This window comes from Thermocatellispora tengchongensis, assembly GCF_014202315.1.
GTDB lineage: Bacteria > Actinomycetota > Actinomycetes > Streptosporangiales > Streptosporangiaceae > Thermocatellispora > Thermocatellispora tengchongensis.
The window spans coordinates 137,926-163,939 of the sequence record NZ_JACHGN010000019.1 but is presented as its reverse complement, the minus strand read 5'-3'; the positions used below and the strand labels follow the sequence as shown (position 1 = coordinate 163,939).

General features: G+C 70.9%; 26 protein-coding genes. 17 read left to right on the top strand and 9 right to left on the bottom strand.

The window, feature by feature from the left end; translation table 11 throughout:
* Positions 1-130: 130 nt before the first annotated feature.
* The 3 genes from HNP84_RS36575 to HNP84_RS36565 all read right to left on the bottom strand — a co-directional run bounded on the left by HNP84_RS36575 (position 131) and on the right by HNP84_RS36565 (position 2,615).
* Positions 131-1,069, bottom strand: a complete 939-nt coding sequence (locus HNP84_RS36575; protein WP_185054593.1) for a proline dehydrogenase family protein — start codon at positions 1,067-1,069, stop codon at positions 131-133.
* 80 nt (positions 1,070-1,149) lie between these two features.
* Positions 1,150-1,884, bottom strand: a complete 735-nt coding sequence (locus tag HNP84_RS36570; protein ID WP_185054592.1) for an ABC transporter permease — start codon at positions 1,882-1,884, stop codon at positions 1,150-1,152.
* Positions 1,881-2,615 carry an ABC transporter ATP-binding protein gene (locus HNP84_RS36565; RefSeq protein WP_221337204.1) on the bottom strand — a complete coding sequence of 245 codons (735 nt, stop codon included), beginning with the start codon at positions 2,613-2,615 and terminating at the stop codon, positions 1,881-1,883. The genes HNP84_RS36570 and HNP84_RS36565 overlap by 4 nt, the downstream gene beginning before the upstream one ends.
* A gap of 85 nt (positions 2,616-2,700) precedes the next feature.
* On the opposite strand from HNP84_RS36565, the gene HNP84_RS36560 reads away from it, so the two are divergent.
* The 8 genes from HNP84_RS36560 to HNP84_RS36525 all read left to right on the top strand — a co-directional run bounded on the left by HNP84_RS36560 (position 2,701) and on the right by HNP84_RS36525 (position 11,372).
* Positions 2,701-3,159 (top strand): hypothetical protein, encoded by a 459-nt coding sequence (locus tag HNP84_RS36560; RefSeq protein ID WP_185054591.1) that lies wholly within the window; start codon positions 2,701-2,703, stop codon positions 3,157-3,159.
* A gap of 226 nt (positions 3,160-3,385) precedes the next feature.
* A complete protein-coding gene (gene dnaK / locus HNP84_RS36555) occupies positions 3,386-5,257 on the top strand; it encodes a molecular chaperone DnaK (RefSeq protein ID WP_185054590.1) in 1,872 nt (623 codons plus the stop codon).
* Between the two features lie 28 nt (positions 5,258-5,285).
* Positions 5,286-5,981 carry a nucleotide exchange factor GrpE gene (grpE, locus tag HNP84_RS36550; RefSeq protein WP_312926561.1) on the top strand — a complete coding sequence of 232 codons (696 nt, stop codon included), beginning with the start codon at positions 5,286-5,288 and terminating at the stop codon, positions 5,979-5,981.
* 31 nt (positions 5,982-6,012) lie between these two features.
* Positions 6,013-7,191, top strand: coding sequence for a molecular chaperone DnaJ (gene dnaJ, locus HNP84_RS36545; RefSeq protein WP_185054588.1), 1,179 nt, complete (start codon positions 6,013-6,015; stop codon positions 7,189-7,191).
* A gap of 4 nt (positions 7,192-7,195) precedes the next feature.
* Positions 7,196-7,543, top strand: a complete 348-nt coding sequence (locus HNP84_RS36540; protein ID WP_185054587.1) for a heat shock protein transcriptional repressor HspR — start codon at positions 7,196-7,198, stop codon at positions 7,541-7,543.
* 46 nt (positions 7,544-7,589) lie between these two features.
* Positions 7,590-10,184 carry an ATP-dependent chaperone ClpB gene (gene clpB, locus HNP84_RS36535; RefSeq protein ID WP_185054586.1) on the top strand — a complete coding sequence of 865 codons (2,595 nt, stop codon included), beginning with the start codon at positions 7,590-7,592 and terminating at the stop codon, positions 10,182-10,184.
* A 120-nt stretch (positions 10,185-10,304) separates the two neighbouring features.
* On the top strand, positions 10,305-10,982 hold the full coding sequence (locus HNP84_RS55490; protein WP_185054585.1) for a hypothetical protein: 678 nt from the start codon (positions 10,305-10,307) through the stop codon (positions 10,980-10,982).
* Between the two features lie 9 nt (positions 10,983-10,991).
* Positions 10,992-11,372, top strand: coding sequence for a hypothetical protein (locus tag HNP84_RS36525; protein WP_185054584.1), 381 nt, complete (start codon positions 10,992-10,994; stop codon positions 11,370-11,372).
* A gap of 646 nt (positions 11,373-12,018) precedes the next feature.
* Here HNP84_RS36525 and HNP84_RS36520 read toward each other — a convergent pair.
* Positions 12,019-12,555, bottom strand: coding sequence for a tetratricopeptide repeat protein (locus HNP84_RS36520; protein WP_312926557.1), 537 nt, complete (start codon positions 12,553-12,555; stop codon positions 12,019-12,021).
* Positions 12,556-12,726: 171 nt separating this feature from the next.
* Here HNP84_RS36520 and HNP84_RS36515 point away from each other — a divergent pair, with 171 nt between their 5' ends.
* Positions 12,727-13,056 (top strand): hypothetical protein, encoded by a 330-nt coding sequence (locus HNP84_RS36515; RefSeq protein ID WP_185054583.1) that lies wholly within the window; start codon positions 12,727-12,729, stop codon positions 13,054-13,056.
* On the opposite strand, the gene HNP84_RS36510 is transcribed toward HNP84_RS36515, so the two are convergent.
* On the bottom strand, positions 13,031-13,597 hold the full coding sequence (locus HNP84_RS36510) for a TetR/AcrR family transcriptional regulator (RefSeq protein WP_185054582.1): 567 nt from the start codon (positions 13,595-13,597) through the stop codon (positions 13,031-13,033). The genes HNP84_RS36515 and HNP84_RS36510 overlap by 26 nt on opposite strands.
* Positions 13,598-13,801: 204 nt before the next feature.
* A complete protein-coding gene (locus tag HNP84_RS36505; RefSeq protein ID WP_185054581.1) occupies positions 13,802-14,908 on the bottom strand; it encodes a CapA family protein in 1,107 nt (368 codons plus the stop codon).
* 141 nt (positions 14,909-15,049) lie between these two features.
* Here HNP84_RS36505 and HNP84_RS36500 point away from each other — a divergent pair, with 141 nt between their 5' ends.
* The gene (locus HNP84_RS36500) at positions 15,050-15,472 is read left to right on the top strand and encodes a Fur family transcriptional regulator (RefSeq protein ID WP_312926554.1); all 423 of its coding nucleotides are present in this window, start codon (positions 15,050-15,052) and stop codon (positions 15,470-15,472) included.
* Between the two features lie 86 nt (positions 15,473-15,558).
* The gene (locus HNP84_RS36495) at positions 15,559-17,007 is read left to right on the top strand and encodes a catalase (RefSeq protein ID WP_185054579.1); all 1,449 of its coding nucleotides are present in this window, start codon (positions 15,559-15,561) and stop codon (positions 17,005-17,007) included.
* A gap of 752 nt (positions 17,008-17,759) precedes the next feature.
* Here HNP84_RS36495 and HNP84_RS36490 read toward each other — a convergent pair.
* The gene (locus HNP84_RS36490) at positions 17,760-17,900 is read right to left on the bottom strand and encodes a DUF397 domain-containing protein (RefSeq protein ID WP_185054578.1); all 141 of its coding nucleotides are present in this window, start codon (positions 17,898-17,900) and stop codon (positions 17,760-17,762) included.
* A gap of 320 nt (positions 17,901-18,220) precedes the next feature.
* On the opposite strand from HNP84_RS36490, the gene HNP84_RS36485 reads away from it, so the two are divergent.
* The gene (locus HNP84_RS36485; RefSeq protein ID WP_312926551.1) at positions 18,221-18,799 is read left to right on the top strand and encodes a DUF6082 family protein; all 579 of its coding nucleotides are present in this window, start codon (positions 18,221-18,223) and stop codon (positions 18,797-18,799) included.
* Positions 18,800-19,175: 376 nt separating this feature from the next.
* Here the strand turns inward: HNP84_RS36485 and HNP84_RS36480 are convergent, their stop codons facing one another.
* Positions 19,176-19,382, bottom strand: a complete 207-nt coding sequence (locus HNP84_RS36480) for a DUF397 domain-containing protein (RefSeq protein ID WP_185054576.1) — start codon at positions 19,380-19,382, stop codon at positions 19,176-19,178.
* Positions 19,383-19,413: 31 nt separating this feature from the next.
* Positions 19,414-20,289, bottom strand: coding sequence for a helix-turn-helix domain-containing protein (locus tag HNP84_RS36475; RefSeq protein ID WP_312926550.1), 876 nt, complete (start codon positions 20,287-20,289; stop codon positions 19,414-19,416).
* Between the two features lie 682 nt (positions 20,290-20,971).
* Here HNP84_RS36475 and HNP84_RS36470 point away from each other — a divergent pair.
* The 5 genes from HNP84_RS36470 (at position 20,972) to HNP84_RS36450 (ending at position 25,993) form a co-directional block, all read left to right on the top strand.
* Positions 20,972-21,310: a hypothetical protein gene (locus HNP84_RS36470; protein WP_185054575.1), complete on the top strand. Its 339-nt coding sequence runs from the start codon at positions 20,972-20,974 to the stop codon at positions 21,308-21,310.
* Positions 21,297-21,953: a hypothetical protein gene (locus tag HNP84_RS36465; RefSeq protein ID WP_185054574.1), complete on the top strand. Its 657-nt coding sequence runs from the start codon at positions 21,297-21,299 to the stop codon at positions 21,951-21,953. The genes HNP84_RS36470 and HNP84_RS36465 overlap by 14 nt, the downstream gene beginning before the upstream one ends.
* Positions 21,954-22,144: 191 nt before the next feature.
* The gene (locus tag HNP84_RS36460) at positions 22,145-24,358 is read left to right on the top strand and encodes a molybdopterin-dependent oxidoreductase (protein ID WP_185054573.1); all 2,214 of its coding nucleotides are present in this window, start codon (positions 22,145-22,147) and stop codon (positions 24,356-24,358) included.
* 52 nt (positions 24,359-24,410) lie between these two features.
* On the top strand, positions 24,411-25,016 hold the full coding sequence (locus HNP84_RS36455) for an HD domain-containing protein (RefSeq protein ID WP_312926548.1): 606 nt from the start codon (positions 24,411-24,413) through the stop codon (positions 25,014-25,016).
* Between the two features lie 110 nt (positions 25,017-25,126).
* A complete protein-coding gene (locus tag HNP84_RS36450) occupies positions 25,127-25,993 on the top strand; it encodes a Rieske (2Fe-2S) protein (protein ID WP_246519151.1) in 867 nt (288 codons plus the stop codon).
* Positions 25,994-26,014: the final 21 nt, after the last annotated feature.

The window sequence follows — 26,014 nt, the reverse complement described above, 5'->3', positions numbered from 1 at the left end:
CAGTGCGGAGGGACGTGGGGCAGAGGTGTCCCGCCGGCGGCCCAAAAACCCTGCTATGGCGATTATCGGCATTTCTAGCGCGACGGCCATCTATTTCTAGCTTTATCGGTGTGAATGGCGATGAGATCCGTCAGCCGCGGGGCCGCGGGGCACGTACCGGGGTCAGGCCGAGGGCGGCCGGTTGTTCGGCGATGCGGCGGGTGAGGTGGGCGTACCAGCCGGGGCCGTAGGGGACGTGTACGCGCACCGGGGCGCCGAGGGCGGCCATGCGGCGTTGCTCGGCGGGGCGTACGCCGTAGGGCATCTGGTACTCGAAGCCGCCGGGTTCGCGCTCGTTCAGGACGGCGAGGGCGGCGGCGATCTCCAGGAGGCGGCGGTCGTGCGTGGCGATGACGGGGTGGCCCTGGCCGGCCATGAGGATCTTCAGGCAGCGGGCGTACGAGCGGTCCACCTCGGCGGACGTGGTGTAGGCCAGGGCCTCGGGCGCCCGGTAGGCGCCCTTGGTCAGCCGCACCCGGGAGCCGGGGCCGGCCAGGGCGCGGCAGTGGTCCTCGGCCTGCCGGAGGTACGCCTGCACGGCCACGCCCACGTCGGGGTGCTCCTTGCGCAGGGTCTCCAGGGCCTCCAGGGCGGGTTCGACCTGGGTGAACTCCTCGGGCATCAGGGTGACGGTGGCGCCTGCGGCGGCGGCCGCGGCGCAGACGGGCTCGGCCGCGGCCGTCATGTCGGCGGCGCGGTGCCCGGAGGGGCCCAGGCCGAGCGCGGAGGGCCGCAGTGAGACGTCGGCGCCCGCGGCGAGCCCGGCCGCGGCGAGGCGGTCGATCAGGTCGAGGTAGGCGCGGACGCCGGCCTCCTGACCTCCCGGCACGGTGTCCTCTCCGGCGGGGCCGAGGTGGTCCACGGCGATCCGCATGCCGAGCGCGGTCAGGCCGCGCGCGGCGCGCACGGCGTCGTCGGCGGTCTCGCCGGCGACGTACCGGGCGACGAGGCGGCGTACGGGGGCCGAGGAGCGGGCGAGGTGCTCGGCCCGCTCGTGGCGGGCGGCGGCGAGCATGAGTCGGCGCAGCATGAGTCTCACCTTCCGTAGTCGCTCACGGGCGGAGGGAGACAATCCACACTACGCGCACCGGGCGGCCGTACCGGGGAGGTTCATGGGGTGCGGCGGCGCAGGGTCGCGGCGCCGAGCGCCAGGGCGAGCAGCGCCGACCCGCCGACCACGGTCACGTCGCGCCAGAAGGAGGGGCCGACCTCGCTCGCGGTGACGGCCTCGCGCATCGCGTCCACCGCGTACGACAGCGGCAGCGCGTTGGAGATCCACTCCAGCGCCGTGGCCATCTGGTCGCGCGGCACGATCACCCCGCCGAGCAGGATCTGCGGCATCATGACGACCGGCATGAACTGCACCGCCTGGAACTCGGTGCGCGCGAACGCGCTGCACAGCAGCCCGAACGCGGTGCCGAGCAGGGCGTTGAGCACCGCCACCACGACCAGGGGCGCGGCCGAGCCGGCCAGGTCGAGGCCGAGCCAGGTCAGCGACACCGCCAGCGCCGGCGCGACCTGGAGACAGGCCATGAGGCCGAACGCGATCCCGTACCCGAGCAGCAGGTCCAGCTTGCCCAGCGGCGAGGCCATCAGCCGCTCCAGGGTGCCGGAGGCGCGCTCGCGCAGCGTGCCGATCGAGGTGACCAGGAACATCACCAGGAACGGGAACAGGCACAGCAGGACCGGCGCCCACTGCCCGAACGCCCGCTCGTCGTCGATCACGTAGTAGAGCAGGATCATCACCAGCGACGGCACCAGCAGCATCAGCGCGACCGTACGGTGGTCGTGCCGGAGCTGGGTCATGATCCGCCGCGCGGTGGCCAGGGTGATCGACACGTTCATGCCGGCTGCGCCTCCCGTTCCGCGATGAGGCGGAGGAAGGCCGCCTCCAGGTCCCTGCCGCCCGTGCGCGCCAGCAGGGCGGCGGGCGAGTCGTCGGCGAGGATCGCGCCCTCGCGCATCAGCAGCAGGCGCCCGCAGCGCGCCGCCTCGTCCATGACGTGGCTGGAGACGAGCAGGGTGACGCCGTCGCCGGCGAGCCGGTGGAACAGCGTCCACAGCTCCTCGCGCAGCACCGGGTCCAGGCCGACGGTCGGCTCGTCGAGCACCAGCAGCTCGGGCCGTCCGAGCAGGGCCACCGCCAGGCTCGCCCGGCCGCGCTGGCCGCCGGACAGAGTGCCGGCGAGCTGCCGCGCGGCGCCGGTGAGGCCGACCTCCTCGATCACGCGGGACACGTCGCTCCTGGGCGCGCCGAGCACGGAGGCGAAGTAGGCCAGGTTCTCGGCGACGGTCAGGTCGGAGAACACGGCGGGGCTCTGGGTGGAGTAGCCGACGCGGGCGCGCAGGGGCGGGCTGCCCGCGGGCTCGCCCAGCACGGTGACCGTGCCGCTCTCGACGATCTGCACGCCGACGATCGCGCGCATCAGCGTGGTCTTGCCGCATCCGCTCGGCCCGAGCAGGCCGACGACGCCGCCGCGCGGCACGGTGAAGGTCAGCCCGCGCAGCACCTCCCGCCGCCCGCGCCGGACCCGGAGATCCCGTACGGCCACCGCCGCCTCCTCTAATTTCATCATGCGATGAATTTAAGTGCCGGCATGCCGTCCGTCAACGCCCCGGGATGAACCGGGGCGCGACCAGGCACGTTGTAGGGGTATGCGGATGACCACAGCCACCCTTCTGCTCTCCGGCCTGCTGCTCGCCACGGGATGTGGCGGCGCCACCAGCGCGACGCCCTCCGGCGCCACCGGCTCGCCCGACGAGCCCGTATCGACGAGCGCGCCGGTCGCGACGCCGGCGCCCAGCGCGCCGTACGCGTCGCCGAGCCCGGTCACGCCCAAGGGCGGGGTCGCCGACCCGCGCCCGATCCGCTGGACCAAGGTGACGCCCGTCGGCGACACGAACCGGGTGCAGATCCTGTGGACCTCCGGCGTGGAGCCGTGCCACACCCTCGACCGGGTGGACGTCAAGGAGACCGACCGCACGGTGGAGATCACGCTGTACGAGGGAACTCCACAGGACGCCCAGAACGTCGCCTGTATTGAGATAGCCATCGAGAAGACGACCACGGTCACCCTCAAGGCCCCGCTGGGCGACCGGAAGGTGATCGACGGCGCCTGAGCCGCGACCTTAGCCGCCACCTCCGCCCGAGCCGCCGTCTGAGTCGCCGCCCGAGTCGCCGTCTGAGTCGTCTTCACGTCGGCACGCGAAGCCGGGAATGTCTCCGCGCGCATCTGAGTTGAGTCGAGTAGGCTCAAGGTGTTTGATACAAGGACTGTTTGACAAAGTCGGCCAGTCCCGTAACCTTGAGCCCGACAGACTCAACTTTGACTACAAGGACGTACTCATGGCACGTGCGGTAGGTATCGACCTGGGGACGACCAACTCCGTCGTCTCGATTCTTGAGGGCGGTGAGCCCACCGTCATCGCCAACGCGCAGGGCTCGCGCACCACGCCGTCCGTGGTGGCCTTCGCCAAGAACGGCGAGGTGCTGGTCGGCGAGGTCGCCAAGCGGCAGGCCGTGACCAACGTCGAGCGCACCATCCGTTCGGTCAAGCGTGAGATGGGCACCAACTGGTCCATCGAGATCGACGGCAAGAAGTTCACCCCGCAGCAGATCAGCGCCTTCGTGCTGCAGAAGCTCAAGCAGGACGCGGAGGCGTACCTCGGCGAGAAGATCACCGACGCGGTGATCACCGTCCCGGCCTACTTCAACGACGCCCAGCGCCAGGCGACCAAGGAGGCCGGCCAGATCGCGGGCCTGAACGTCCTGCGCATCATCAACGAGCCCACCTCCGCGGCCCTGGCCTACGGCCTGGACAAGGAGAAGGACCAGACCATCCTGGTCTTCGACCTCGGCGGCGGCACCTTCGACGTGTCCCTGCTCGACGTCGGCCAGGAGGACGGCCACGGCTTCGTCGAGGTGAAGGCCACCAGCGGCGACAACCACCTCGGTGGCGACGACTGGGACCAGCGCATCGTCAACGAGCTGGTCACCCGGTTCAAGAACGCCCACGGCGTCGACCTGTCCAAGGACAAGATGGCGCTGCAGCGGCTGCGCGAGGCCGCCGAGAAGGCGAAGATCGAGCTGTCCAGCCAGTCCGAGACCACGATCAACCTGCCCTACATCACCGCCTCGGCCGAGGGCCCGCTGCACCTTGAGGAGAAGCTGACCCGCGCCGAGTTCCAGCGGATCACCGCCGACCTCCTTGAGCGCTGCAAGGGCCCCTTCCACCAGGTGATCAAGGACGCCGGGATCAAGGTGTCCGACATCGCCCACGTGGTGCTCGTCGGCGGCTCGACCCGGATGCCCGCGGTGGCCGACCTGGTCAAGGAGCTGACCGGCGGCAAGGAGCCCAACAAGGGCGTCAACCCCGACGAGGTCGTGGCGATCGGCGCCGCGCTCCAGGCCGGTGTGCTCAAGGGCGAGGTCAAGGACGTCCTGCTGCTCGACGTGACCCCGCTGAGCCTGGGCATCGAGACCAAGGGCGGCATCTTCACCAAGATCATCGAGCGCAACACCACGATCCCGACCAAGCGGTCGGAGGTCTTCACCACGGCCGAGGACAACCAGCCGTCGGTGCAGATCCAGGTCTACCAGGGTGAGCGCGAGATCGCCTCGTACAACAAGAAGCTGGCCACCTTCGAGCTGACCGGCATCGCCCCGGCGCCCCGCGGCATCCCGCAGATCGAGGTCACCTTCGACATCGACGCCAACGGCATCGTCAACGTCTCCGCCAAGGACCTCGGCACCGGCAAGGAGCAGACGATGACGATCACCGGCGGCTCGGCGCTGCCGAAGGACGACATCGAGCGCATGATGCGCGAGGCCGAGTCCTACGCCGAGGAGGACAAGAAGCGTCGCGAGGAGGCCGAGACGCGCAACAACGCCGACGCGCTGGCCTACCAGACCGAGAAGTTCCTCCGCGAGAACGACGACAAGGTCCCGGCCGACGTCAAGACCGAGGTCAACGACTCGCTGGCCGAGCTGAAGAAGGCGCTTGAGGGCACCGACACCGCGGCGATCCGCACCGCGGCCGAGAAGCTCGCGACCGTCAGCCAGAAGATGGGTTCGGCGATCTACGCCCAGCAGCAGGCCAGTGGCGCCCAGGGTGCCACCCCGGGCGACCAGGCCGGGCCGCAGGACGCCGGCAAGGCCGACGACGACGTCGTCGAGGCCGAGATCGTCGATGACGAGCAGCCGAAGCGCGACCAGTGACGCGGGCTGCGACGAGGAGGAACGATCCGTGAACACGCGTGAGAACGGGCCCGATCAGGAGCCGGTGATCCGCGACAACCGGAAGATCGACCCCGAGACGGGCGAGGCGCGGAGCCGGGGGGCGCACGCCGCGCCCCCGCCCTCGGGCGAGACCGCCGGCGACGGAGCGGGCGCGTCCGCGAGCGCGCCCGCCGCCCCGGGCGACATCGCCGAGCAGCTCGCCGAGCGCACCGCCGACCTGCAGCGGCTGCAGGCCGAGTACTCGAACTACCGCAAGCGCGTGCAGCGTGACCAGGTCGCGGTGCGCGAGCAGGCGGTGGCGGGGGCGCTCATGGAGCTGCTCCCGGTGCTCGACGACATCGGCAGGGCCCGCGAGCACGGCGAGCTCACCGGCGGATTCGCCAAGGTGAGCGAGTCGCTGGAGGCGGCGCTCACCAAGCTGGGCCTGGTGCCCTTCGGCGCCGAGGGCGACCAGTTCGACCCGACGGTGCACGAGGCGCTGATGCACAGCTACTCTCCCGACGTGACCGAGCCGACCTGCGTCAAGATCCTGCAGCCCGGCTACCGCATCGGCGAGCGGGTCATCCGCCCGGCGAGGGTGGCGGTGGCCGAGCCCGAGGAGCCCGCGGCGCAGGCGGCGCCGGCCGCCGATCAGGCCGAGCGGGCCGAGCCGTCCGGCGAGACCTCCGGTGAGCCCGGCGCGCAGGGCACGTCGGAGAACTGAAACCACCCCTCTTGATCGAAGGACGCAATAGATGAGCACCAAGGACTACCTGGAGAAGGACTACTACGCCGTCCTTGGTGTGCCCAAGACCGCGACAGCCGAAGAGATCAAGAAGGCGTACCGCAAGCTGGCCAGGCAGTACCACCCCGACGCCAACCAGGGCAACACGCAGACCGAGGCCAAGTTCAAGGAGGTCTCGGAGGCCTACGACGTCCTCTCCGACGCCAAGCGGCGCAAGGAGTACGACGAGGCGCGCACCCTGTTCGGATCGGGCGGGCTCGGCGGCTACACGGGGGGCGGCGCCCCCCGTGGCGGCGGGTTCCCCTTCGACTTCGGCGACCTGTTCGGCGGCACGGGCGGCGGCACCGGGGCGGGCGAGCGGATCGGCGACATCTTCGGCGGACTGTTCAACCGCGGGGGCGGGCGCACGACCACCGGCACGCGCCCGCGGCGCGGCCAGGACATCGAGTCCGAGGTGACGCTGAGCTTCACCGAGGCCGCGCAGGGCACCACGGTGTCCCTGCGGCTGACCAGCTCCTCCGCCTGCTCGGCCTGCTCGGGCACGGGGGCCAGGGCCGGCACCACCCCGCGCGTCTGCCCGACGTGCGACGGCACCGGCGCGGCCAGCCGCAACCTGGGCAACTTCGCCTTCTCCGAGCCGTGCCGCGACTGCAAGGGCCGCGGCCTGATCGTGGACGACCCGTGCCCGGTCTGCGAGGGCAGCGGGCGCGGCAAGAGCACCCGTACGATCCAGGCCCGCATCCCCGCGGGCGTGGGCGACGGCCAGCGCATCCGCCTGAAGGGCAAGGGGGCGCCCGGCGAGAACGGCGGCCCGGCAGGCGACCTGTACGTGCAGATCCACGTCAAGCCGCACCCGGTCTTCGGCCGCTCGGGCGAGAACCTGACGATCACCGTGCCGGTCACGTTCGCCGAGGCGGCGCTCGGCGCGGAGATCAAGGTGCCCACGCTGAAGGGGATGCCGGTGACGGTGCGCATCCCCGAGGGCACGCCCAACGGCCGGACCTTCCGGGTCCGCGGCCGTGGGGTGGCGCGCAAGGACGGCACGAAGGGCGACATGCTCGTCACGGTCGAGGTGGCCGTGCCGCAGAACCTGGACGACAAGGCACGCGGCCTGCTCACCGAGTTCCGCGACATCACCGCCGGCCAGGACCCGCGCGCCGAGCTGATAGAGCTGGCCAGAAGCGAGTGATCCCATGGACGCCAACTACTTCGATCTGTCCGACGAGACACCCGTCTACGTGATCTCGGTGGCGGCGCAGCTTTCGGGTCTGCACCCGCAGACCCTGCGGCAGTACGACCGGCTCGGCCTGGTCAGTCCGGGCCGTACGGCCGGTCGTGGCCGCCTGTACTCCACCCGAGACATCGTGCTGCTGCGCGAGGTGCAGCGGCTCTCCCAGGAGGAGGGCATCAACCTCGCCGGCATCAAGCGGATCCTGGAGTTGGAGAACGAGAACATCCGCCTCCGCGAGGAGGTCCACCGGCTCCGGGCCGAGCTCTCCATGATCCGCGCGCTGATCCGCTACGAACTGCCACCCGCCTGACGAACCATACGAACTGCCACGAACCTTGCTACGGGGGGAAGCCGCCATGGACTACAAGCTCACCAAGAAGAGCCAGGAGGCGATCTCCTCGGCCATTCGGCGGGCCGCCGCCGAAGGCAACCCCGAGGTCGCCCCGGCTCACCTGTTCACCGCGCTGCTCGCCCAGAGCGGCGGCACGGCCGTACCTCTGCTGGAGGCCGTGGGCGCCGACTGGAAGGCGCTGCGCACCGCCGCCGAGCAGCAGCTCGAAGCGCTGCCCAAGGCACAGGGGGCCACGGTCGGCGCGCCGTCCACCTCGCGCCAGCTCCTCGTGGTGCTCAACACCGCGGCGGCGCGGGCCAAGCAGCTTGAGGACGAGTACGTCTCCACCGAGCACCTTCTCGTCGGCCTGGCCACCGACGGCGGGCCGATCGCCGAGCTGTTGAAGTCCAAGGGGGCCACCCCGGCCGCGCTGCTCGACGCCTTCGAGAAGGTGCGCGGGCACGCCCGGGTCACCAGCGAGACGCCCGAGGACACCTACCAGGCGCTGGAGAAGTACGGCGTCGACCTCACCGAGCGGGCCCGCGCGGGCAAGCTCGACCCGGTCATCGGGCGCGACTCCGAGATCCGCCGCGTCGTGCAGGTGCTGTCGCGGCGCACCAAGAACAACCCGGTCCTGATCGGTGAGCCCGGCGTCGGCAAGACCGCCGTCGTCGAGGGCCTGGCCCAGCGCATCGTGGCCGGCGACGTCCCCGAGAGCCTGCGCAACAAGCGGCTCGTCTCGCTCGACCTCGGCGCCATGGTCGCGGGCGCGAAGTTCCGCGGCGAGTTCGAGGAGCGCCTGAAGGCCGTGCTGAGCGAGATCAAGGAGAGCGACGGCCAGATCATCACCTTCATCGACGAGCTGCACACCGTCGTGGGCGCCGGCGCGGCCGAGGGCGCGATGGACGCCGGCAACATGCTCAAGCCGATGCTGGCCCGCGGCGAGCTGCGCATGATCGGCGCGACCACGCTGGACGAGTACCGCGAGCGGATCGAGAAGGACCCGGCGCTGGAGCGCCGCTTCCAGCAGGTGTTCGTGGGCGAGCCGACGGTCGCCGACACGATCGCGATCCTGCGCGGCCTCAAGGGCCGCTACGAGGCGCACCACCAGGTGCAGATCGCCGACAGCGCCCTGGTCGCCGCGGCGTCCCTGTCCGACCGCTACATCACCTCGCGGTTCCTGCCCGACAAGGCCATCGACCTGGTGGACGAGGCCGCGTCCCGGCTCCGCATGGAGATCGACTCCCGGCCGGTGGAGATCGACGAGCTGCAGCGTACGGTCGATCGGATCAAGATGGAGGAGCTGGCGCTCGCCAAGGAGACCGACGAGGCCAGCCGGCAGCGGCTGGAGAAGCTGCGCCAGGACCTCGCCGACCGGCAGGAGGAGCTGAACGCCCTGGTCGCGCGCTGGGAGCGGGAGAAGTCCGGGCTGAACCGGGTCGGCGAGCTGAAGAAGCAGCTCGACGACGCGCGCGGCGCGGCCGAGCGGGCGCAGCGCGACGGCGACTTCGAGACCGCGTCCCGGCTGATGTACGCCGAGGTGCCCAGGCTGGAGCGGGAGCTCCAGGAGGCCACCGCGCAGGCGCAGCCCGAGGACGCCATGGTCAAGGAGGAGGTCGGCCCCGACGACATCGCCCAGGTGATCTCGGCGTGGACCGGCATCCCGGCCGGGCGGCTGCTCGAAGGCGAGACCGCCAAGCTGCTGCGCATGGAGGAGGAGATCGGCAAGCGGCTGATCGGCCAGCACCAGGCGGTGCAGGCCGTCTCCGACGCCGTACGCCGCGCGCGGGCCGGCATCTCCGACCCCGACCGGCCGACCGGCTCCTTCCTGTTCCTCGGTCCGACGGGCGTGGGCAAGACCGAGCTGGCCAAGGCGCTGGCCGACTTCCTGTTCGACGACGAGCGGGCGATGACCCGCATCGACATGTCGGAGTACAGCGAGAAGCACGCCGTGGCGCGGCTCGTGGGCGCCCCTCCCGGCTACGTCGGCTACGAGGAGGGCGGCCAGCTCACCGAGGCGGTGCGGCGGCGGCCGTACACCGTGGTGCTGCTCGACGAGGTCGAGAAGGCCCACCCCGAGGTGTTCGACATCCTGCTCCAGGTGCTCGACGACGGGCGGCTGACCGACGGGCAGGGCCGCACGGTCGACTTCCGCAACACGATCCTGATCCTCACCTCCAACATCGGCTCCCAGTTCCTGGTGGACCCGGCGATGGAGGCCGACGCGAAGCGTACGGCGGTGCTGAACGCGGTGCGGGCGTCGTTCAAGCCGGAGTTCCTCAACCGGCTCGACGACGTGATCGTCTTCGACGCGCTCGGCTCGGAGGAGCTGACCCGGATCGTGGACCTCCAGGTGGCCCGGCTCGCCCGCAGGCTGGCCGACCGCAGGCTCACCCTCACCGTCACCGCGGGCGCCCGCGACTGGCTCGCCCTCACCGGGTACGACCCCCTGTACGGCGCGCGCCCGCTGCGCCGCCTGGTCCAGTCGGCGATCGGCGACCAGCTCGCCAAGAAGGTGCTGTCCGGCGAGATCCAGGACGGCGACGAGGTCGTGGTGGACCTCGACGAGGCCGGCGACACCCTCACGGTCTCGGCCGCCCGCGAGCCCAGCGTCCGCTGAGGTAAGCACTTCCCCACCATTGGCCCAAGTCCGCGAGCGGCCCGCACGCCCCTGCTAGCTTCGGCGTCCGTCGAAGACACCGACACGGTCGAAGACACCGACACGACCAGGGGGACGTGCATGTCGAACGCAGCAGGAAACCGGCAGGGCGCCGCACGGCGCCCGGCCCGGCGCATCGGGATCGCCGTGGGAACCGCCCTGGCGGCGGCCGCCGCGACCGCGCTCACCGCGCTCCCGGCCGCCGCCTCCACCTGTCAGGACCTGCGGATGCTCACGGTGCTGGAGAACCCCACCACCCTCGCCACCCTGTGCGAGAAGAACACCGGCATCCGCGCCACCGCCACCTCCCGCCGCTTCAAGCCACCGGCCGGCGACGAGGTCCTGAGCACCATGGAGACCACCGCCAAGAAGGCCGGCCTGCCCGGCCTGGCCCGCACCACCGCCATCCTCGGCCTGGGCAACCTCGGCGGCGCCGCCGCGGGCGGCAACCTGCCCGCCCTCCCCACCGCCGCCAAGCGCATGGCCACGACCACCGCCCACCCGGCCGCCGCACTCCGGCCCCACACCTCCGCCAGGCACCCGCGGAACACGCCGCTCCGGGCCACGAGGCAGCCCCTCCCGGCCCAGGACAGCCTCCCCGCCCTTCCCACCCTCCCCGACATCCCCGGCCTCCCGGCCCTCCCCTCGGCCCCCGAGACCGCCCCGGCGTCGATCAGCCCCGCCCCGGCGGCCCTTCTCACCGGCGCCGAGGCCCTGGGCACGACATCCCTCCCCCTCCGCCTGCTCCCGGCCTGGTAACCAGCCACGATGGCACACCGGTCCCAGTCCCGGATGGAGGGGCGTACGGGGCCCGTCGTGGCGGACGTCGGGCCGCCTGAGGACCGGGACGGGCACCGGCTGGGGTCAACCTCCGCGCTGCGGGAGGCGGTCTTCCCGGACGCCGTGGTCCCGCACACCCAGCAGGCGCTGCCGCACTATGGGGCGAGGTGGTGCCGCCGAAGTGCCTCCCCGTTCATCGACACCGTCATGGGCTTCATCGACACCGTCATCGGCGAGGTGCCACTGCCGCCACGGGAGAACACGTGGCGGCAGCGGGCGGCCGCGAGGGTGCGCGGCACCCACGCCGCGCACCTGCGGCACCGCAGGGCAGTGCCGCAGCCGACACTGCCGCAACCGGCAGTGCCGTAGCCAGGCGGTGCGCCCGGCCACCGGCCTCCAGCGCGCTGCGCCCGGCCGAGGCAAGCGCCATAGTCGATCTGGCCCGGAGCCGGATGACCGGCACCCTCACCCACGAGAGCCGCCGACGCCTGCCAAGGCAAGGCCGTGCGGCCGTGCCCATCGCGCCCTGACGCACGCGCGAGCCGGAGGGACGTGACCCGTGTGCCCCATCACCGCGCACCGGTACGTACCTACCCATCGCGCCGCCATGCGCGCGCCATCGCGCCGCCCCACGCCCACCCATCCGCCCCCACCCCGGCACGCCCATCCCACCGCCCCACGCGCGCCCAACCGCCGCCATGCGCGAACGCCCATCCCCTCGCCGCCACGCGAGCGCGCCCAGGACCCGTGCGTTGGAACCCCGGCAGAGGGGCACCGAACCCTGCGGACGCGCGCGGAACCCCGACAGAGGCGCGCGCGCCTAGCCTCCCCGTGGCCCCCCGCAGACACCGACGCCGGAGGGAGTGTCCGGGCAACGGTGGATCTTGCGCCCGACGGGATGGGGGTGGATGCCGCAACTTGCGGAAACGCGACACCCTCCGGCCGCCTCCTCCCGAACGGTGACACACCCACGCCGGACACGACCCCTCAGGGGTGCCCTGGCGGAGGGCCGGGGTCAGGAGAGCTGGGCGTCGAGTTCGTCCTCGGGGAGGCCGAGGTCGAGGCGGATGCGGTAGCGGGCGCGCAGGAGGGCGGCGTGTTCGGGGTTCTCGTCGCCGGGGGTGAACAGCAGGACGCCCTGGGTGGCCCACTCGTGGGCGGCTTTGAGGTCGCCGTAGGCGGCGAGGGTCTCGGCGATGTTGAGGATCGTGGCGGGGGACGCGGTGCCCTCGCTGTGGATCTTGGCGATTATCTGGCGGGCCTCGTCGGGGCGGTCGAGTTCGAAGAGGGTGTCGGCGATCCCGGCGCGGGGGTCCACCGCCACCTCGCCGCCGTCGTCAACCGCACGCTGGAAGCAGTCGAGGGCGCGCGCGGGCTGGCCTGCCTGGCGCCACTCCTCGGCGGCCAGGGCGAGGATGGCCGCGCGGGAGACGTCGCCCGACACGTACGACTGTGCGAGCTCGTCAAGTTGCCTGGCCAGCGACTCGTGGTCGTCCGCCAGAAGGGCATGCTCCAGCAACCGATCAAGGTGCTCACGCGTCACATTCGCCACACCGCGAGACTACCGAGCGACGCTCCATTTTGCCGGGACATTGGGCACAGCGGACAGGCTCCTCGATTCGGCAACGAATCGTACATGGTTGACTACGGGACAGCGTGTCCCTCCGTCGAGTCGGGCATATACGACACGCCGTGACGATCCAGCCGGCGGAAGGAAGCTGCGATGGGGCTGTCCAGGCAGGCGACCTTCACCGTGACCTGCGCGATAGCGCTCTCGGCCATCGTGCCGGGGGCGGCCGGGTATCTGTCCGGCCGCCTCGAAGCGATCGAGAAGGCGGAGCGCGATCTGCGCAGCCTGGAGGCGGAGATCCGCTCGCGGGAGCGCGAGGTCAGGCTGAGCGGCGGCGTGTACGCCCCCAAGCGGCTGCGCCTGTGCGAGCCGCCCCCGGCGGTCGCCGAGGACCGCCGCGGCGCGAGGGATCGCGGCGGTGCGGACGACGACCGGCCCCGGCGGGCCGGGGACGGGCTCAGGCGCGTCTCGCCGCCGTCGTGAGCAGGGACGACAGGTAACCGCGCACCAGCTTCTTGGCCTCCTCCACCACGGCCGGGGAGCCCGCGGGGTCGTGCCGGAAGGCGAGCTTGAGCACCGCGTCGCCCGCCTCGGCGATGACCGACAGGCCCAGGTCGAGCTCGGCGCTGTCGGCCAGGCCGTACTCCGCCAGCAGCATCGCGCGCAGCCGACCGGCGATCACGGTGTTGTTGTCGGCCACGGTGTCGAGCAGGTGGAGGTCGAGCACGTCGGCGAAGTGCAGGGAGCGGAAGCCGGGGACGGTGCGGTGCATCTCGACGTACTCGTCGATGATCGCATCGACCGCGTCCCACCACCCGCCGAGCTCCTCGGACATGAACCGGGCGCCGACGCGCGCCGCGAAGAGCTCGACGTTGCGCCGGGTCAGCGCCTGGGCGATGGCCTTCTTGTCGGGGAAGAACTGGTACACCGAGCCGATGGCCACCCCGGCCCGCTCGGCGATCCTGGTGGTGGAGAGGGCTTCGTAGCCGATCTCGTCGAGCAGCTCCGCGCACGCGTCGAGCATGCGCTCGACCCGGCGGGCACTGCGACGCTGTGTGGGGCGACGCCGCAAAGGTGTGGACTCCGTGCCGTCGTCAAGGTGTTCGGCTGGCAAGGTGGACACCACCTCATCTTGCCCGCTTGACCGCACTCTGGTCAGGCTTTACCCGTCAGACGCCGGATTTCGTCGCCGAGCGGGCCTTCGACGGCCCACCTCGGCATCGCGGCCCTACGGTTTGGCGGTGAGCCCGGCGCAGGAGCGCAGCGCCTTCCAGTCGGCCACCGCCTGGGTGCGGGCCGAGCCGGTGAGCGGCACCGGCACCCCGCCCTGGATGGTCGCGGGGGTCCACTGCTCCTTGAGCACCTTGCGCCCGTTGATGGTCAGGGTCAGCACGCCCGTCTTGCCGGTCTCGGGGCCCCAGTTGTAGAAGACGAAGTTGCCCATGCCGTAGTTGACGTACCTGCCCTTGAGGTAGCCGCTGCCGAGCAGGATGTGCGCGTGCCCGCCGACGATCACGTCGGCGCCGGCGGCGATCAGCTTGGGGGCCAGCGAGCGCTGCGCCTCGTTGGGGCACTTCTGCAGCTCGGTGCCCCAGTGCAGGTGCACGATCACCGTGTCGGAGTTCTTGCGCGCCGCGCGTACGGCCTGGATCAGCCGGTCCTCCTCCTTGGCCGAGGCCAGCCCGCCCTTGGTGTCGGTGGCGGTCCAGGACTGGATGAACTCCGCGTCCAGCACCTGCGTCGCGCCGATGATCGCGACGCGGTTGCCGTTGACGACCTTCCGGTACGGCCGGTACGCCGCCGCCGCGTTCCTGCCGATCCCGACCACCGGGAAGCGCGTCTTGCGGATGGCGGCCAGGGAGTCGGCCAGCCCGCTCTCCATGTAGTCCATGCCGTGGTTGTTGGCCATGGACGCGACGTCCACCCCGGCCGCCTTGAGCGCGGTCAGCGCGGACGGCGGGGCGCGGAAGGTGTACTGCTTGCCCGGCGCGGGGGTTCCGGCGGTGGTGATGGCCGTCTCCAGGTTCACCATCGCGATGTCGGCCCGCTTGAGCACCGAGGCGATCGGGCCGAGCGCCGTACGGGGGTTGGCGTTCAGGCGCGTGCGCAGCACGCCCTCGAAGTGCACGTCGCCGCCGAAGCTGATCGTGTACGGCCGGCGTACCGGGCTCGGCTTGGCGGTGGGCGTCTCCACCGACTGGACGCTCTTGTCGGCGGAGCCCGCGCCCGTGTCCTGCGACTCGGCGGCCGACGAGCAGGCGGCGGCCGACAGCGCCGACACAGCCGCGACCGCCGCGAGCGCCAGGCGGCGGCGGGGGGTCGGGTGGCTGTCCATTGATACCGAAGCATGCCATACCGAACCATGCCGTCTCTGGGCAGAGGCATGAACTTCCCCATACTTGGGACATACCCGGACACAAGCCTGGAAGGATTCCTTTACTTGAATGATTCAGGTTTACCGCATAGGCTCACGAACGTGAGCGATGTGGACCGGCTTCGTGCGGCCGGGTTGCGGGTGACCGCGGCCCGGCTGGCGATCATGAAGACCGTGCGCGAAGGCGACCACCTTGAGGTGGAGGCCGTGCACCGGCGGGTGCGCGAGCGCGTCGGGCACGTCTCGCTCCAGGCCGTCTACGACGCTCTCGCCGCGCTGCACAAGGCCGGGCTCCTTCGCAAGATCGAGCCCATGGGGTCTCCGGCGCGCTACGAGGCGCGGGTGGGAGACAACCACCACCACCTCGTGTGCCGCAGGTGCGGCGCGGTCACCGACGTCGACTGCGTGAGGGGCGAGGCGCCCTGCCTCGATCCGTCCGACAGCGCCGGTTTTCTCATCGACGAGGCCGACGTCACGTTCTGGGGCATCTGCCCCTCCTGCCAGGCGGCAGCAGCCGCCACCTAGCCCCGGCACCCCCCACGACCATCGGCTGCGATTCGGAGTCCAGGCGTAGCCGTGCTCCATCACCGACGATCCGGAGGGACCGCGCAATGACCGACAGGCCCATCACCACGACGGACGCGGGCATTCCCGCGCCGAGCGACGAGTTCTCGCTGTCCGTCGGGCCCAACGGCCCGCTTCTGCTGCAGGACCACTACCTCATCCAGAAGATGGCCCACTTCAACCGTGAGCGGGTCCCCGAGCGCGTGGTGCACGCCAAGGGCGGTGGGGCGCACGGCATCCTGCAGATCACCGAGGACGTGAGCCAGTACACCAAGGCCAAGCTGTTCCAGAAGGGCAAGGAGACCCCGCTCTTCCTGCGTTTCTCCACCGTCGCCGGCGAGCTCGGCAGCGCCGACACCGCCCGCGACCCGCGCGGCTTCGCGATCAAGTTCTACACCGAAGAAGGCAACTACGACATCGTCGGCAACAACACGCCGATCTTCTTCATCCGCGACCCCTCGAAGTTCTCCGACTTCATCCACTCCCAGAAGCGCCGCGCCGACAACCACCTGCGCGACCACAACATGCAGTGGGACTTCTGGACCCTCTCCCCCGAGTCGGCGCACCAGGTGACGTTCCTGATGACCGACCGCGGCACCCCGAAGACGTGGCGGCACATGCACGGCTTCGGCTCCCACACCTTCCTGTGGTACAACGCGGCGGGCGAGAAGTTCTGGATCAAGTACCACTTCAAGACCGAGCAGGGCATCGAGAACCTCACCGACGCCGAGGCCAAGGCGCTCCAGGCGGAGGACCCCGACGCGCACATCCGCGACCTGTACACCTCCATCGCGGCGGGCGACCACCCGGCGTGGAAGGTGAAGGTGCAGATCATGCCGTTCGAGGACGCGGCCGACTACCGGTTCAACCCCTTCGACCTGACCAAGGTCTGGCCGCACTCCGACTACCCGGAGATCACGATCGGCCGGTTCGTGCTGAACCGCAACCCGATCAACTACTTCGCCGAGGTCGAGCAGGCGGGCTTCGAGCCGGCGAACCTGGTGCCGGGCATCGGCCCGTCGCCGGACAAGATGCTCCAGGGCCGCCTGTTCTCCTACCCCGACACCCACCGCTACCGGATCGGGCCCAACTACCTCCAGCTCCCGATCAACGCGCCCAGGTCGCCGGTGCACAGCTACAACCGCGACGGCAGCATGCGCTACAGCAACCCCGGCGACCCGGTGTACGCCCCCAACTCGGTCAACGGCCCCGCCGCCGACCCGTCGCTGTACGAGGGCGAGAACTACCACGTGACCGGTGAGATCCTGCGCAGCGCGTACACCAAGCACGCCGAGGACGACGACTACGTGCAGCCTCGCGCGCTGTGGGAGAACGTACTGTCCGACACCGACCGCGCCCACCTGGTCAGCAACATCGTCGGCCACGCCTCGGCCCCCGAGGTGACCACCGACATGCGCAAGCGCGTCGTCGAGTACTGGACCAACATCCACAAGGACCTCGGCGAGGGCGTCGCCCAGGGCCTGGGCCTCGCCTGAGCCCAGAGAAACCACCGGCCGCATCCACCGCCGACCACACCGGCCCGTCCGACCGGCTACCGACCCCGCCCGTCCGACCGGCGACCGACCCCGGGGCCCTGCCGCACCAGCGGCAGGGCCCCGCGCGTTCCCAGCCGCGGCCCTGTAGCACGAAGGCTTCCGCGGCACGGCCGCCTCCCAGCGCGGGCCCTCACGGCGCAGCCATCGCGGCACTGGCCCGCACGGCGCGGCCATTCCCGGCACGAGCCTGCACCCACACCCCCTCCCGGCGCGGGCCCACACAGCGCGAGCCTTCGCGGCCCGGCCCTTCGCGGCGCGGCCCTTCGCGGCGCCGCCCTCCGCTGCGCGAGCCTGCACCACACGCCCCCTCGCGGGCGCGGGCTTCGCGGCGCGCGCCCCTTCCCCGGCACGACCGCTCACGGCACGTCCCGCTCCCGGCACGCGCCCTTCCCGGCGCGGGCCCTCGCGGCGGCGGGAGCCTTGGGGGGCCGTGTCCGGCAGAAGGGGGCGGGAGGGCATCACCGCGAAGGCTCCGGCGCGCACGGCCATCCCGCCCTGCGGAAGATCCGCCGCTGCCTGGCACTCCCCTGGCCCTACGTGGGCCAGGCTTTGGCGGCGTGCCGAGCCCCGTGCGCGGCCAGCTCACCCAGCGCTTGCGGGAGGCGAGCAGGGCGTCGGAGTACACGGCCCCACGGGCCCGCCGAGCAAGGCTCTCGACGACCCCGTTACGTGTGGAGCCGTGGTGAGCGTGGTCAGGGGCCGTAGTAGCCGGCCTTGATGTCGGCGACGAACGCGGCCCACTCGGCCAGGGTGAAGAACAGCACGGCCCCGTAGGGGTTCTTGCTGTCGCGGACCGCGACGTGGCGGTCCAGCACCGCGATCTCCAGCGGCATTTATTTCCTCTCATCCCCCATGACAGGACATTGATGATATCGAAATAGGACATATTGCTCTATCCGGGCACCCCACCTCGCCCGTGACCGGGACAGGAGCGTACCCAATTTTGTCCACCCTTGGGCAGCATTTTTTCCACAGAGGAGGAACCTCTTCCACCCGCCGCGCCGCAACCCAAGAGTAAAGCGCGATGACCGGCTAGAGTTCCACGTTCGCGCCACGCAGTGCAAGATCGCTCTTTCTGTGCGACAGTGGCGGAGTGGGCGCTGGATCCCCATTGCGCAGCGGACCATCGGCTGGGATCACCCTGCTGTTCAGCATGATTGTGCTGACTTTAGGGGGAATTATGGCCGCTTTGCGTGGAGAGCCCCCCTATAGCGTGACATCCGGAATTTTGTCGGCTTTCGGAGTCATCGGGGTGGGATACGCGCTCGCGCTGCAGGCGCGCGACCGTCGCGCCGCACGCAGGCAGGCCGCCCGCGCCTACCAGGCGGGCCTGATGGCGAACGCCGTACGAGCGCCGGGCGGCAGGCCGCCACGGCAGGCCAGGCGGCATCTGCACCTGAACCTGATCCTGTCCTACTGGGAGCTGCTGTACGAGCTGGGCGAGCTGCCCGAGAAGACGCTGCGCGCCCACGTACGCGCCGAGCTGCTGGCCACCCCGCCGGGCCGCCTGTTCTGGCGCGACACCCGGGAGCACCGCCTGGCCACGGCGAGAAACCGCAGGACCCGCAGGTTCTATGACATCGTGGACTCGGAATACGAGATGGGCGGCCCGTGGCGAACACCCGCCCTGCGGGTGAGAGAGACCGCCCTGACGGCGGTCTGGGGCCTGGCCGGCCTGGCGGCGGGCTGGGCGATACACCGCATCCTGAACCGTCTGGCGAGCAAGCCCTGATCGGGGTACGCGAGTGGCGGCACCTGACGGGCGGAATTCGGATCGCCCCGCCGGGGGCATCGGGCGCGTCACATCACGCCGATCGGCATGAGCGCATGCGGCGGGGGTTCTGGCACTGGGAGGGGTGTGCGTCGCGGCGGGGTACGCGCTGCACGCGTTCATCATGGGCGGGCGCCGGACGGCATCGCGGGGAGGCGCCGGAGGGCATCAGAGGGAGGCGCGCCGGAGGGCCTGACAAGGCGACTCCCGGCCTGGTCGGTGCCCAACCTGGCCGGGAGTCGCGTGGGCAGGTGCCGCACAGGCTGCGGCGGTCCATGCCCGCCCGCTGCGACCGCACCGGCCGGCGCTGCCACGCCGGCCGGGCACGGTCATCTCGCTATATGTCGAATTCTCCGTCCCTGACTCCCCCGACGAAGGCCTCCCACTCCTGGGGAGTGAAGATCAGGACTGGACCGTCCTGGTTCTTGCTGTCGCGAACCCCCACGTACCCCCGGGCGAGATGGGCGACCTCGACGCACGCGCCGTTGCTGGCACTCCGAGCGCTCTTCTTCCACTCAGCGCCGGTAAGGTCGACCGATTGCATGGCGTGTCCTTTTGCGAAGATGGCTGGATGACTATTTCCAGCGAGCGATTATTTTCTGCATGAGCTCCCGCGAGGCTTCCGGACCGAGCGCTTCGGAGCGCAGATTGTCGAAGGCCATCTGATATTCGAACACCTCGTTGCGGTTCTCCACCCAGCGTCCGCCGAGCAGAGTTTCGAGGTAGACGACATCCTGGAACTCACTGAATTCAAGATGAATGAAAGAGCCGGTGTTCACCGGGTGAAACGCTTCCTGTGGCAGGATCTGCAGTCGCACGTTCGGCATCCGGCTGACCTCGATCAGCCGTTCGATCTGCTCGCGCATCACCGTGGCACCGCCGAACCGGCGCAGCAACGCCGACTCGTCCATCACGACCCACACCGTGAGCGGCCCGTCCCGGGTCAACAGCTTCTGGCGTGCCAGGCGCGCCTCGACTCTGGTGCGGATGTCGGCAGGAGGTATCCGGCTGATCACCTGCGCTGCCCGGATGACTTCTTCCGCGTACTCTGGAGTCTGGAACAGGCCCGGAACGATCTGGGGTTCCCAGTTCCGTTCGAAGGTGGCCTCTTCCTCCAGCCCGAGGAGCGTCGTGTACTCCTCGGGGAGAGCGTCTTGATACTCCTCCCACCATCCTTTCCTGGCGGCGTCGGCCTGGAGGTCCACCAGCTCGCGCTGCTTGTCCTCCCCCACGGCGTACAACTCGGTGAGAGCCTGGACGTCGGCTCTGCGGGGCATGGTCTTGGCCGTCTCGATCCGGCTGACCTTGGAGGCGGACCACTTCAGTGACTCCGCGACCTGGTCTCCGGTCAGGCCGGCACGCTCCCTCAGCCGGCGAAGCTCCTGGCCGAGCCTGCGACGGCGGACAGAAGGACTGCCACGCTCGGGCACCGCGCCCTGAACCCCCTCCACGTTATGAAGGTGTCGTACTCGCCACCAGGACCTGCAGAACCCCGGGAAAGCCGGGGTTCCAGCGCTCATCGTACACTGCAAGTTGCACGCGTCAGTGCACTACGACTCGCAAAGTTCCCGGCAAGGTGGCCTACCAGATCGATTGACGCAAGCCTTCCCGGGGTAAAGAGGATGCACCGGCGTAGCTTTGCGCGGACGGGGGCTGTACGGGAGGTTTTCCCTTAGGTCACGCCTGCCCCTCCGGGCGGCGGGGGTCCCAGCGCGTCACTGCGGAGGCGACAGAAGCCGTGCAACTTGCATGTCTCCATGCATCGCAAAGGTCCCTGCAAGTGTAAAGAATTTTGCTTTTTACCTTGCGACGGGTCTTGCATGGGCGTACGCGCGGGGGGACGATCTAAAAGGAGAGGAGGCTCTGACCTCCCTCACACTCGCGGAGAGTTCGCGGGCACCGGCCCGCATGCACCTCGGCAACGGCGCCGTCCCACTTGGCCCGCGACAGTCAGGACAGTCAGGGAGGCGGCCAGCGAAGGACACGACGACCGCAGCGGCGTACCGGCCGCGTTCGAGCAGCGACCGCGCGCGCACGAGATCCGTGGGGCGCGCAAAGAAAGACCGGGTCGGCGGCCACCGACCCGGCACGTTTCACAAGAGCTCCATCGAAGCCAGACGAAAGGAGCCTCCCATGTTCTACTCACAAGGTAGCAAGGGACTCGCTCGAATCAAATCCTGGGTACTCGACCTCGCCGACCGGGCCGACCGCGCCCTGTGCATGGAGGAGGACGAGTTCGCCCACCGCATCGGCTGGACCGTCACCAGGACGGGGTTCGGCTCCCGCCGGTACCGCGACCCCCGTTTCGACCTGCTCACGGCCGCGCGGCCCGCCGGGGAGGCGATTCCGCAGTGCCAGGAGATGCAGTGCCAGGAGATGCAGTGCCAGGACGTCCAGTGCCAGGACGTCCAGTGCCAGGAGGCGCAGGGCGAGGGGGTGCGGGGGGAGGTGCAGGGCAATGTCGCCGCGTAACCCGCGCAACAACCCGTACGAGTCCGCCGGTGAGGTCCTCGCCGGGCACCGGGCGCGCGCGCTGGTCCTGTTGTGGCGCTGGCGTACCGAGATCGCGCTCCTCTTCCTCGCGATGACGGTGATGACCGCGACGGTCAACGCGGCGGCCTCCGGGAACTGGCTGCCGTCGCTGCTGCTGACCAGCGCGGTCTCGGCACCGGCCGCCACCAGGCTGGGCCGGGGCTGGGTCACGGCTCACGCGTGGTGCGTGATCTCCCGGCACCGCATCCAGCGGGTGTGCCTGGAGACCCCCATGCACACCCGGGCCGGACGCATCCCCCTCGTCCTGTGGATCTCGCCGATCCCGGAGGGGGAGCGGGCGCTCATCCTCACCCGGGCCGGCATCTGCGCCGAGGACTTCGAGGCGTTCGCCGGCGAGATCGAGGCGGCGTGCGCGGCCCGCCGGGTACGCGTCCTGCGGCACCGCAGGTACGCCACCCTGGTGACGGTCGAGATCGTACGCCGCGAGGCCGCGCCCGGCGTGGCGGCCCCCGGTCTGGCCCGATGCTACGGCGGGCCGGGCTGGACGCCCATCCCCTCCACGCGTGACCTTGAGGAGCCGCACGATACCCGGCACCACCTGGTTCTCCCCCAAGTCGGCTGAGCTCTGTCCGTGGATGACGGGGAGCTCGCCGCACCGGAAGGCCCCGGCGCCCGCCGGGGCCTTTCGCCGTCCTCGGGCGAGGAGGTCCGCAGGCGGAAATCGGACCTGATCACCGTCGGGGCTTCCCCAACCGCCCCGGACGCGTGAAGATGAGTCCACTCGGCGAACCCAGGCGACGAGGGAGCCCGCCCATGGCGACGACGACCGTGCACCGGACCTGCCCCCTCTGCGAGGCCGTCTGCGGCCTGCGGATCACCCTCGACGACGACGGCCGGGTGACCGGGGTCAGGGGCGACGCCGACGACCCGTTCTCGCGCGGCTTCATCTGCCCCAAGGGCGCCGGGCTCGGCGCGCTCGACGGCGACCCCGACCGGCTCACCGTCCCGCTGGTGCGCAAGGACGGCGAGTGGCGGGAGGCGACCTGGCAGGAGGCGTACGCGGCGGTCGAGGAGGGCCTGGGCAGGGTGACGGCCGAGCACGGCCGCGGCTCGGTGGCCGTCTATCTCGGCAACCCCACCGCGCACTCCATGGCCGGCGCCCTGTACGGCAGCGCGCTGATCCGCGCCCTCGGCACCCGCAACGTCTACACGGCCAGCACCGCCGACCAGATGCCCAAGCACGTCGCCTGCGGGCTGATGTTCGGCAACCCCTTCGCCATCCCGGTGCCCGACCTCGACCGCACTTCCTACCTGCTGATGCTGGGCGCGAACCCGCTGGAGTCCAACGGTTCGCTGTGCACGGCCCCCGACTTCCCGGGCAGGCTGAAGGCGCTGCGCAAGCGGGGCGGCCGTCTCGTCGTGGTGGACCCCCGCCGTACGCGCACCGCCGCCCTCGCCGACGAGCACGTGTTCGTCCGGCCGGGCGCGGACGCGTACCTGCTGGCCGGCATCGCCCACACGCTGCTGGCGGAGAACCGCACGGCCGTACGGGTCCCGGTGCGGAACCTGGAGGAGCTGCGGACGCTCCTGGCGCCGTTCTCCCCCGAGGCGGTGACGGATCGGTGCGGCGTGCCGGCGGAGGTCATCGTACGCCTGGCGCGCGAGCTGGCCGCGGCGCCGGCGGCGGCCGTCTACGCCAGGATCGGCACCTGCACCGCCGAGTTCGGCACGCTGGCCCAGTGGCTGGTGGACGTGCTCAACGTGCTCACCGGCAACCTGGACCGCCCCGGCGGGGCGATGTTCCCCAAGGCCGCCACGGAGGCGCCGGGCGGCAGGCGCAAGCCGTACGCGACGGGCCGCTGGCACAGTAGGGTGCGCGGCCTGCCGGAGGCGAACGGCGAGTTCCCGGTGGCCACCCTCGCCGACGAGATCGAGACCCCCGGCGAGGGCCAGGTGCGGGCGCTGGTCACGGTGGCCGGCAACCCGGTGCTCTCGGCGCCGAACGGCCCCCGCCTGGACCGGGCGTTCGCGGACCTGGACTTCATGGTCAGCGTCGATCCGTACCTGAACGAGACGACCAGGCACGCCCACGTCATCCTGCCGCCGCCGCGGGTCATGCAGACGGGCCACTACGACTTCGCCCTGCTCGGCTTCGCGGTGCGCAACTACACCCGGTACTCCCCGCCGGCGCTCCCCCTGGAGCCCGGCCGCCCCTCCGAGGCGGAGATCATGGCCACGCTCACCATGATCGCCTCCGGCCAGGGCGCGGACGCGGACCCGGCGCTGGTGGACGAGCTGATCCTGGACCAGATGCTCCGCCGCGCCGCCGACGCCCCCGGTTCCCCCGTCTCCGGCCGCGACCCGGCCGCGCTGCGCGCCGAGCTCACCGGCACGACCGGTGCGGAACTCCGCCTGGACGCCATGCTCCGCCTGGGCCCGTACGGCGAGTGGTCCGGCGCCCCGGAACGGCTCTCGCTGCGGACGTTGCTGGAGCACCCCCACGGCCTGGACCTGGGCCCCCTCTCTCCCCGCCTCCCGGAGGTCCTGCGCACGCCCTCGGGCGAGGTGGACCTGGCCCCCGGGCCGATCGCGGCCGATGTGGAGCGCCTGCGCGCCGCCCTGCCGGCCGCCCCGCCCGGCATCGTCCTGATCGGCCGCCGCCATCTGCGTTCCAACAACAGTTGGATGCACAACGTACGCCCGCTGGTGGGCGGCTCCAACCGCTGCACCCTCCAGATCAACCCGGCCGACGTGGCCCAGCTCGGCCTGGGCGACCACGCGACGATCCGCTCCGCGACCGGCGAGCTGACGGTCCCCCTGGAGCCCACCGACGCGATCATGCCCGGCGTGGTCAGCCTCCCCCACGGCTGGGGCCACCACGGCACCCCGCAGCGCGTCGCCGCCGGCCATCCCGGCGTCAACGCCAACACCCTCACCGACGACACCCCCTTGGACGCCCCCAGCGGCACCGCCGTGCTCAACGGCGTGCCGGTGACCCTGAGCACGCCCCGCGAGCATGCTCCATGAGCACGCTATAAACACAACCCTGAGCACATCGCGACCTACTAGGCTTGCGTGGGTGAATATCGCGCCTGGTGGGGATCGGCTGCATGCTCAGATCGAGTTCGCTCTGGAGATCGACAAGCTGAAGCGCGTGATCCGGCGGAACACGCTGATGGACGGCTCGCGGCGGGAGAACGACGCCGAGCACTCGTGGTACATCGGGATGCTGGCGATGGTGCTGGGTGAGCACGCTCCGCCCGGGACCGATCTGGATCGGGTGGTGGCGATGTTGCTGGTGCACGATCTGGTGGAGATCGACGCGGGTGACACGTTCGTCTATGACCGGGCCGCGGTGGCGGCGCAGGGTGAGCTGGAGCGGAAGGCGGCGGACCGGATCTTCGGGTTGCTGCCGGAGGAGCAGGCCAAGCGGTTGCGGGAGTTGTGGGAGGAGTTCGAGGAGCGGCGCACTCCCGAGGCGCGGTTCGCGCGGGCGCTGGACCGGTTCGCGCCGATGCTGGCCAACCACCGCACCGAGGGCGGCACGTGGTCGCTGTACAAGGTGACCGCGGAGCAGGTGCTGGAGAACGTGAAGATCATCGAGGAGGGGTCGCCCGCGCTGGGGGCCTACGCGGCCGAGATGGTGGAACTCTCGGTGAGCCGGGGGCACCTCGCTCGTTCGTAACCTGTGTCATTTACGGTGGTCTTACCGGTTTATCCGGGTAGGTCACCCGGCAGGGAGGGGGGCGAGACATGAAGGAAACGGTCAAACCCGGGCGGCGGTCTCTTCGGAAGATGCTGCCGCAGATCGACCTCACCGGCCGGCTCGAACGTGCGACGGTCATGGATCGGCCGATCGCCGCGGTCGCCAAGGCGGTGCGCAAGGTGATCAAGCCGGGGCGTACGCGCGACTTCCTGCACGGCGTGCCGACCGGCAAGCCGCTGCACCCGCCGCTGACCACCTTCAGCATCGGCTGCTGGATAGCCGCGAGCATTCTCGACGCCACCGGAGGCGACTCGCGTGCCGCGCGCACTCTCGTCAGCGCCGGGCTCGCCGGGGCGGTGCCCTCGATCGCGGCCGGGCTGACCGACTGGTCCTCTCTCCACCGCGAACAGCAGCGCGTCGGGTTCGTGCACGCCATCGCCAACCTCAGCGCGACCACCCTGTACGCCGGTTCGCTGGCGCTGCGGCTCGCCGGGCACGAGCGTCAGGGGCGGATGCTGTCCATGGCCGGGCTCGGGGCCGCCGGGCTGGGCGGGTTCCTCGGCGGGCACATGGCCTACCGGCAGGCGGCGGGCGCCAACCACGCCGAGTCCGTGATCCACCTGATGCCGCTCGGCTGGCACAACCTGTGCGAGCTGAAGGACCTGCCCGACGGGCGTCCGGTGGCGCGCAGGCTGGGCTACATCGAGCTGTTCGTGCTGCGCACGGGCGACGGCGCGAGCGTGCTGGCCGACCGGTGCTCGCACCTGGCCGGGCCGCTGCACCAGGGCCGCCTGGTCAGCGAGGACGGCGAGGTGTGCGTGGTGTGCCCGTGGCACGGCAGCACGTTCCGGCTCTCCGACGGCTCGGTCATGCACGGTCCCGCGACCGCGCCGCAGCCCGCGTTCGAGACCCGCGTACGCCGTGACGGGATGGTGCAGGTCCGTCCCTTTCAATAAGCCTCAGCCGGTGCGCTCGCG

Bases quoted from the DNA above. Each gene is read 5' to 3' on its own strand.
- HNP84_RS36575 (WP_185054593.1), bottom strand. From the start codon at position 1,069: ATGCTGCGCCGACTCATGCTCGCCGCCGCCCGCCACGAGCGGGCCGAG.
- HNP84_RS36570 (WP_185054592.1), bottom strand. From the start codon at position 1,884: ATGAACGTGTCGATCACCCTGGCCACCGCGCGGCGGATCATGACCCAG.
- HNP84_RS36565 (WP_221337204.1), bottom strand. From the start codon at position 2,615: ATGATGAAATTAGAGGAGGCGGCGGTGGCCGTACGGGATCTCCGGGTC.
- HNP84_RS36560 (WP_185054591.1), top strand. From the start codon at position 2,701: ATGACCACAGCCACCCTTCTGCTCTCCGGCCTGCTGCTCGCCACGGGA.
- dnaK (WP_185054590.1), top strand. From the start codon at position 3,386: ATGGCACGTGCGGTAGGTATCGACCTGGGGACGACCAACTCCGTCGTC.
- dnaJ (WP_185054588.1), top strand. From the start codon at position 6,013: ATGAGCACCAAGGACTACCTGGAGAAGGACTACTACGCCGTCCTTGGT.
- HNP84_RS36540 (WP_185054587.1), top strand. From the start codon at position 7,196: ATGGACGCCAACTACTTCGATCTGTCCGACGAGACACCCGTCTACGTG.
- clpB (WP_185054586.1), top strand. From the start codon at position 7,590: ATGGACTACAAGCTCACCAAGAAGAGCCAGGAGGCGATCTCCTCGGCC.
- HNP84_RS55490 (WP_185054585.1), top strand. From the start codon at position 10,305: ATGTCGAACGCAGCAGGAAACCGGCAGGGCGCCGCACGGCGCCCGGCC.
- HNP84_RS36525 (WP_185054584.1), top strand. From the start codon at position 10,992: ATGGCACACCGGTCCCAGTCCCGGATGGAGGGGCGTACGGGGCCCGTC.
- HNP84_RS36515 (WP_185054583.1), top strand. From the start codon at position 12,727: ATGGGGCTGTCCAGGCAGGCGACCTTCACCGTGACCTGCGCGATAGCG.
- HNP84_RS36510 (WP_185054582.1), bottom strand. From the start codon at position 13,597: ATGCTCGACGCGTGCGCGGAGCTGCTCGACGAGATCGGCTACGAAGCC.
- HNP84_RS36505 (WP_185054581.1), bottom strand. From the start codon at position 14,908: ATGGACAGCCACCCGACCCCCCGCCGCCGCCTGGCGCTCGCGGCGGTC.
- HNP84_RS36495 (WP_185054579.1), top strand. From the start codon at position 15,559: ATGACCGACAGGCCCATCACCACGACGGACGCGGGCATTCCCGCGCCG.
- HNP84_RS36490 (WP_185054578.1), bottom strand. From the start codon at position 17,900: ATGCCGCTGGAGATCGCGGTGCTGGACCGCCACGTCGCGGTCCGCGAC.
- HNP84_RS36485 (WP_312926551.1), top strand. From the start codon at position 18,221: ATGATTGTGCTGACTTTAGGGGGAATTATGGCCGCTTTGCGTGGAGAG.
- HNP84_RS36480 (WP_185054576.1), bottom strand. From the start codon at position 19,382: ATGCAATCGGTCGACCTTACCGGCGCTGAGTGGAAGAAGAGCGCTCGG.
- HNP84_RS36470 (WP_185054575.1), top strand. From the start codon at position 20,972: ATGTTCTACTCACAAGGTAGCAAGGGACTCGCTCGAATCAAATCCTGG.
- HNP84_RS36465 (WP_185054574.1), top strand. From the start codon at position 21,297: ATGTCGCCGCGTAACCCGCGCAACAACCCGTACGAGTCCGCCGGTGAG.
- HNP84_RS36460 (WP_185054573.1), top strand. From the start codon at position 22,145: ATGGCGACGACGACCGTGCACCGGACCTGCCCCCTCTGCGAGGCCGTC.
- HNP84_RS36450 (WP_246519151.1), top strand. From the start codon at position 25,127: ATGCTGCCGCAGATCGACCTCACCGGCCGGCTCGAACGTGCGACGGTC.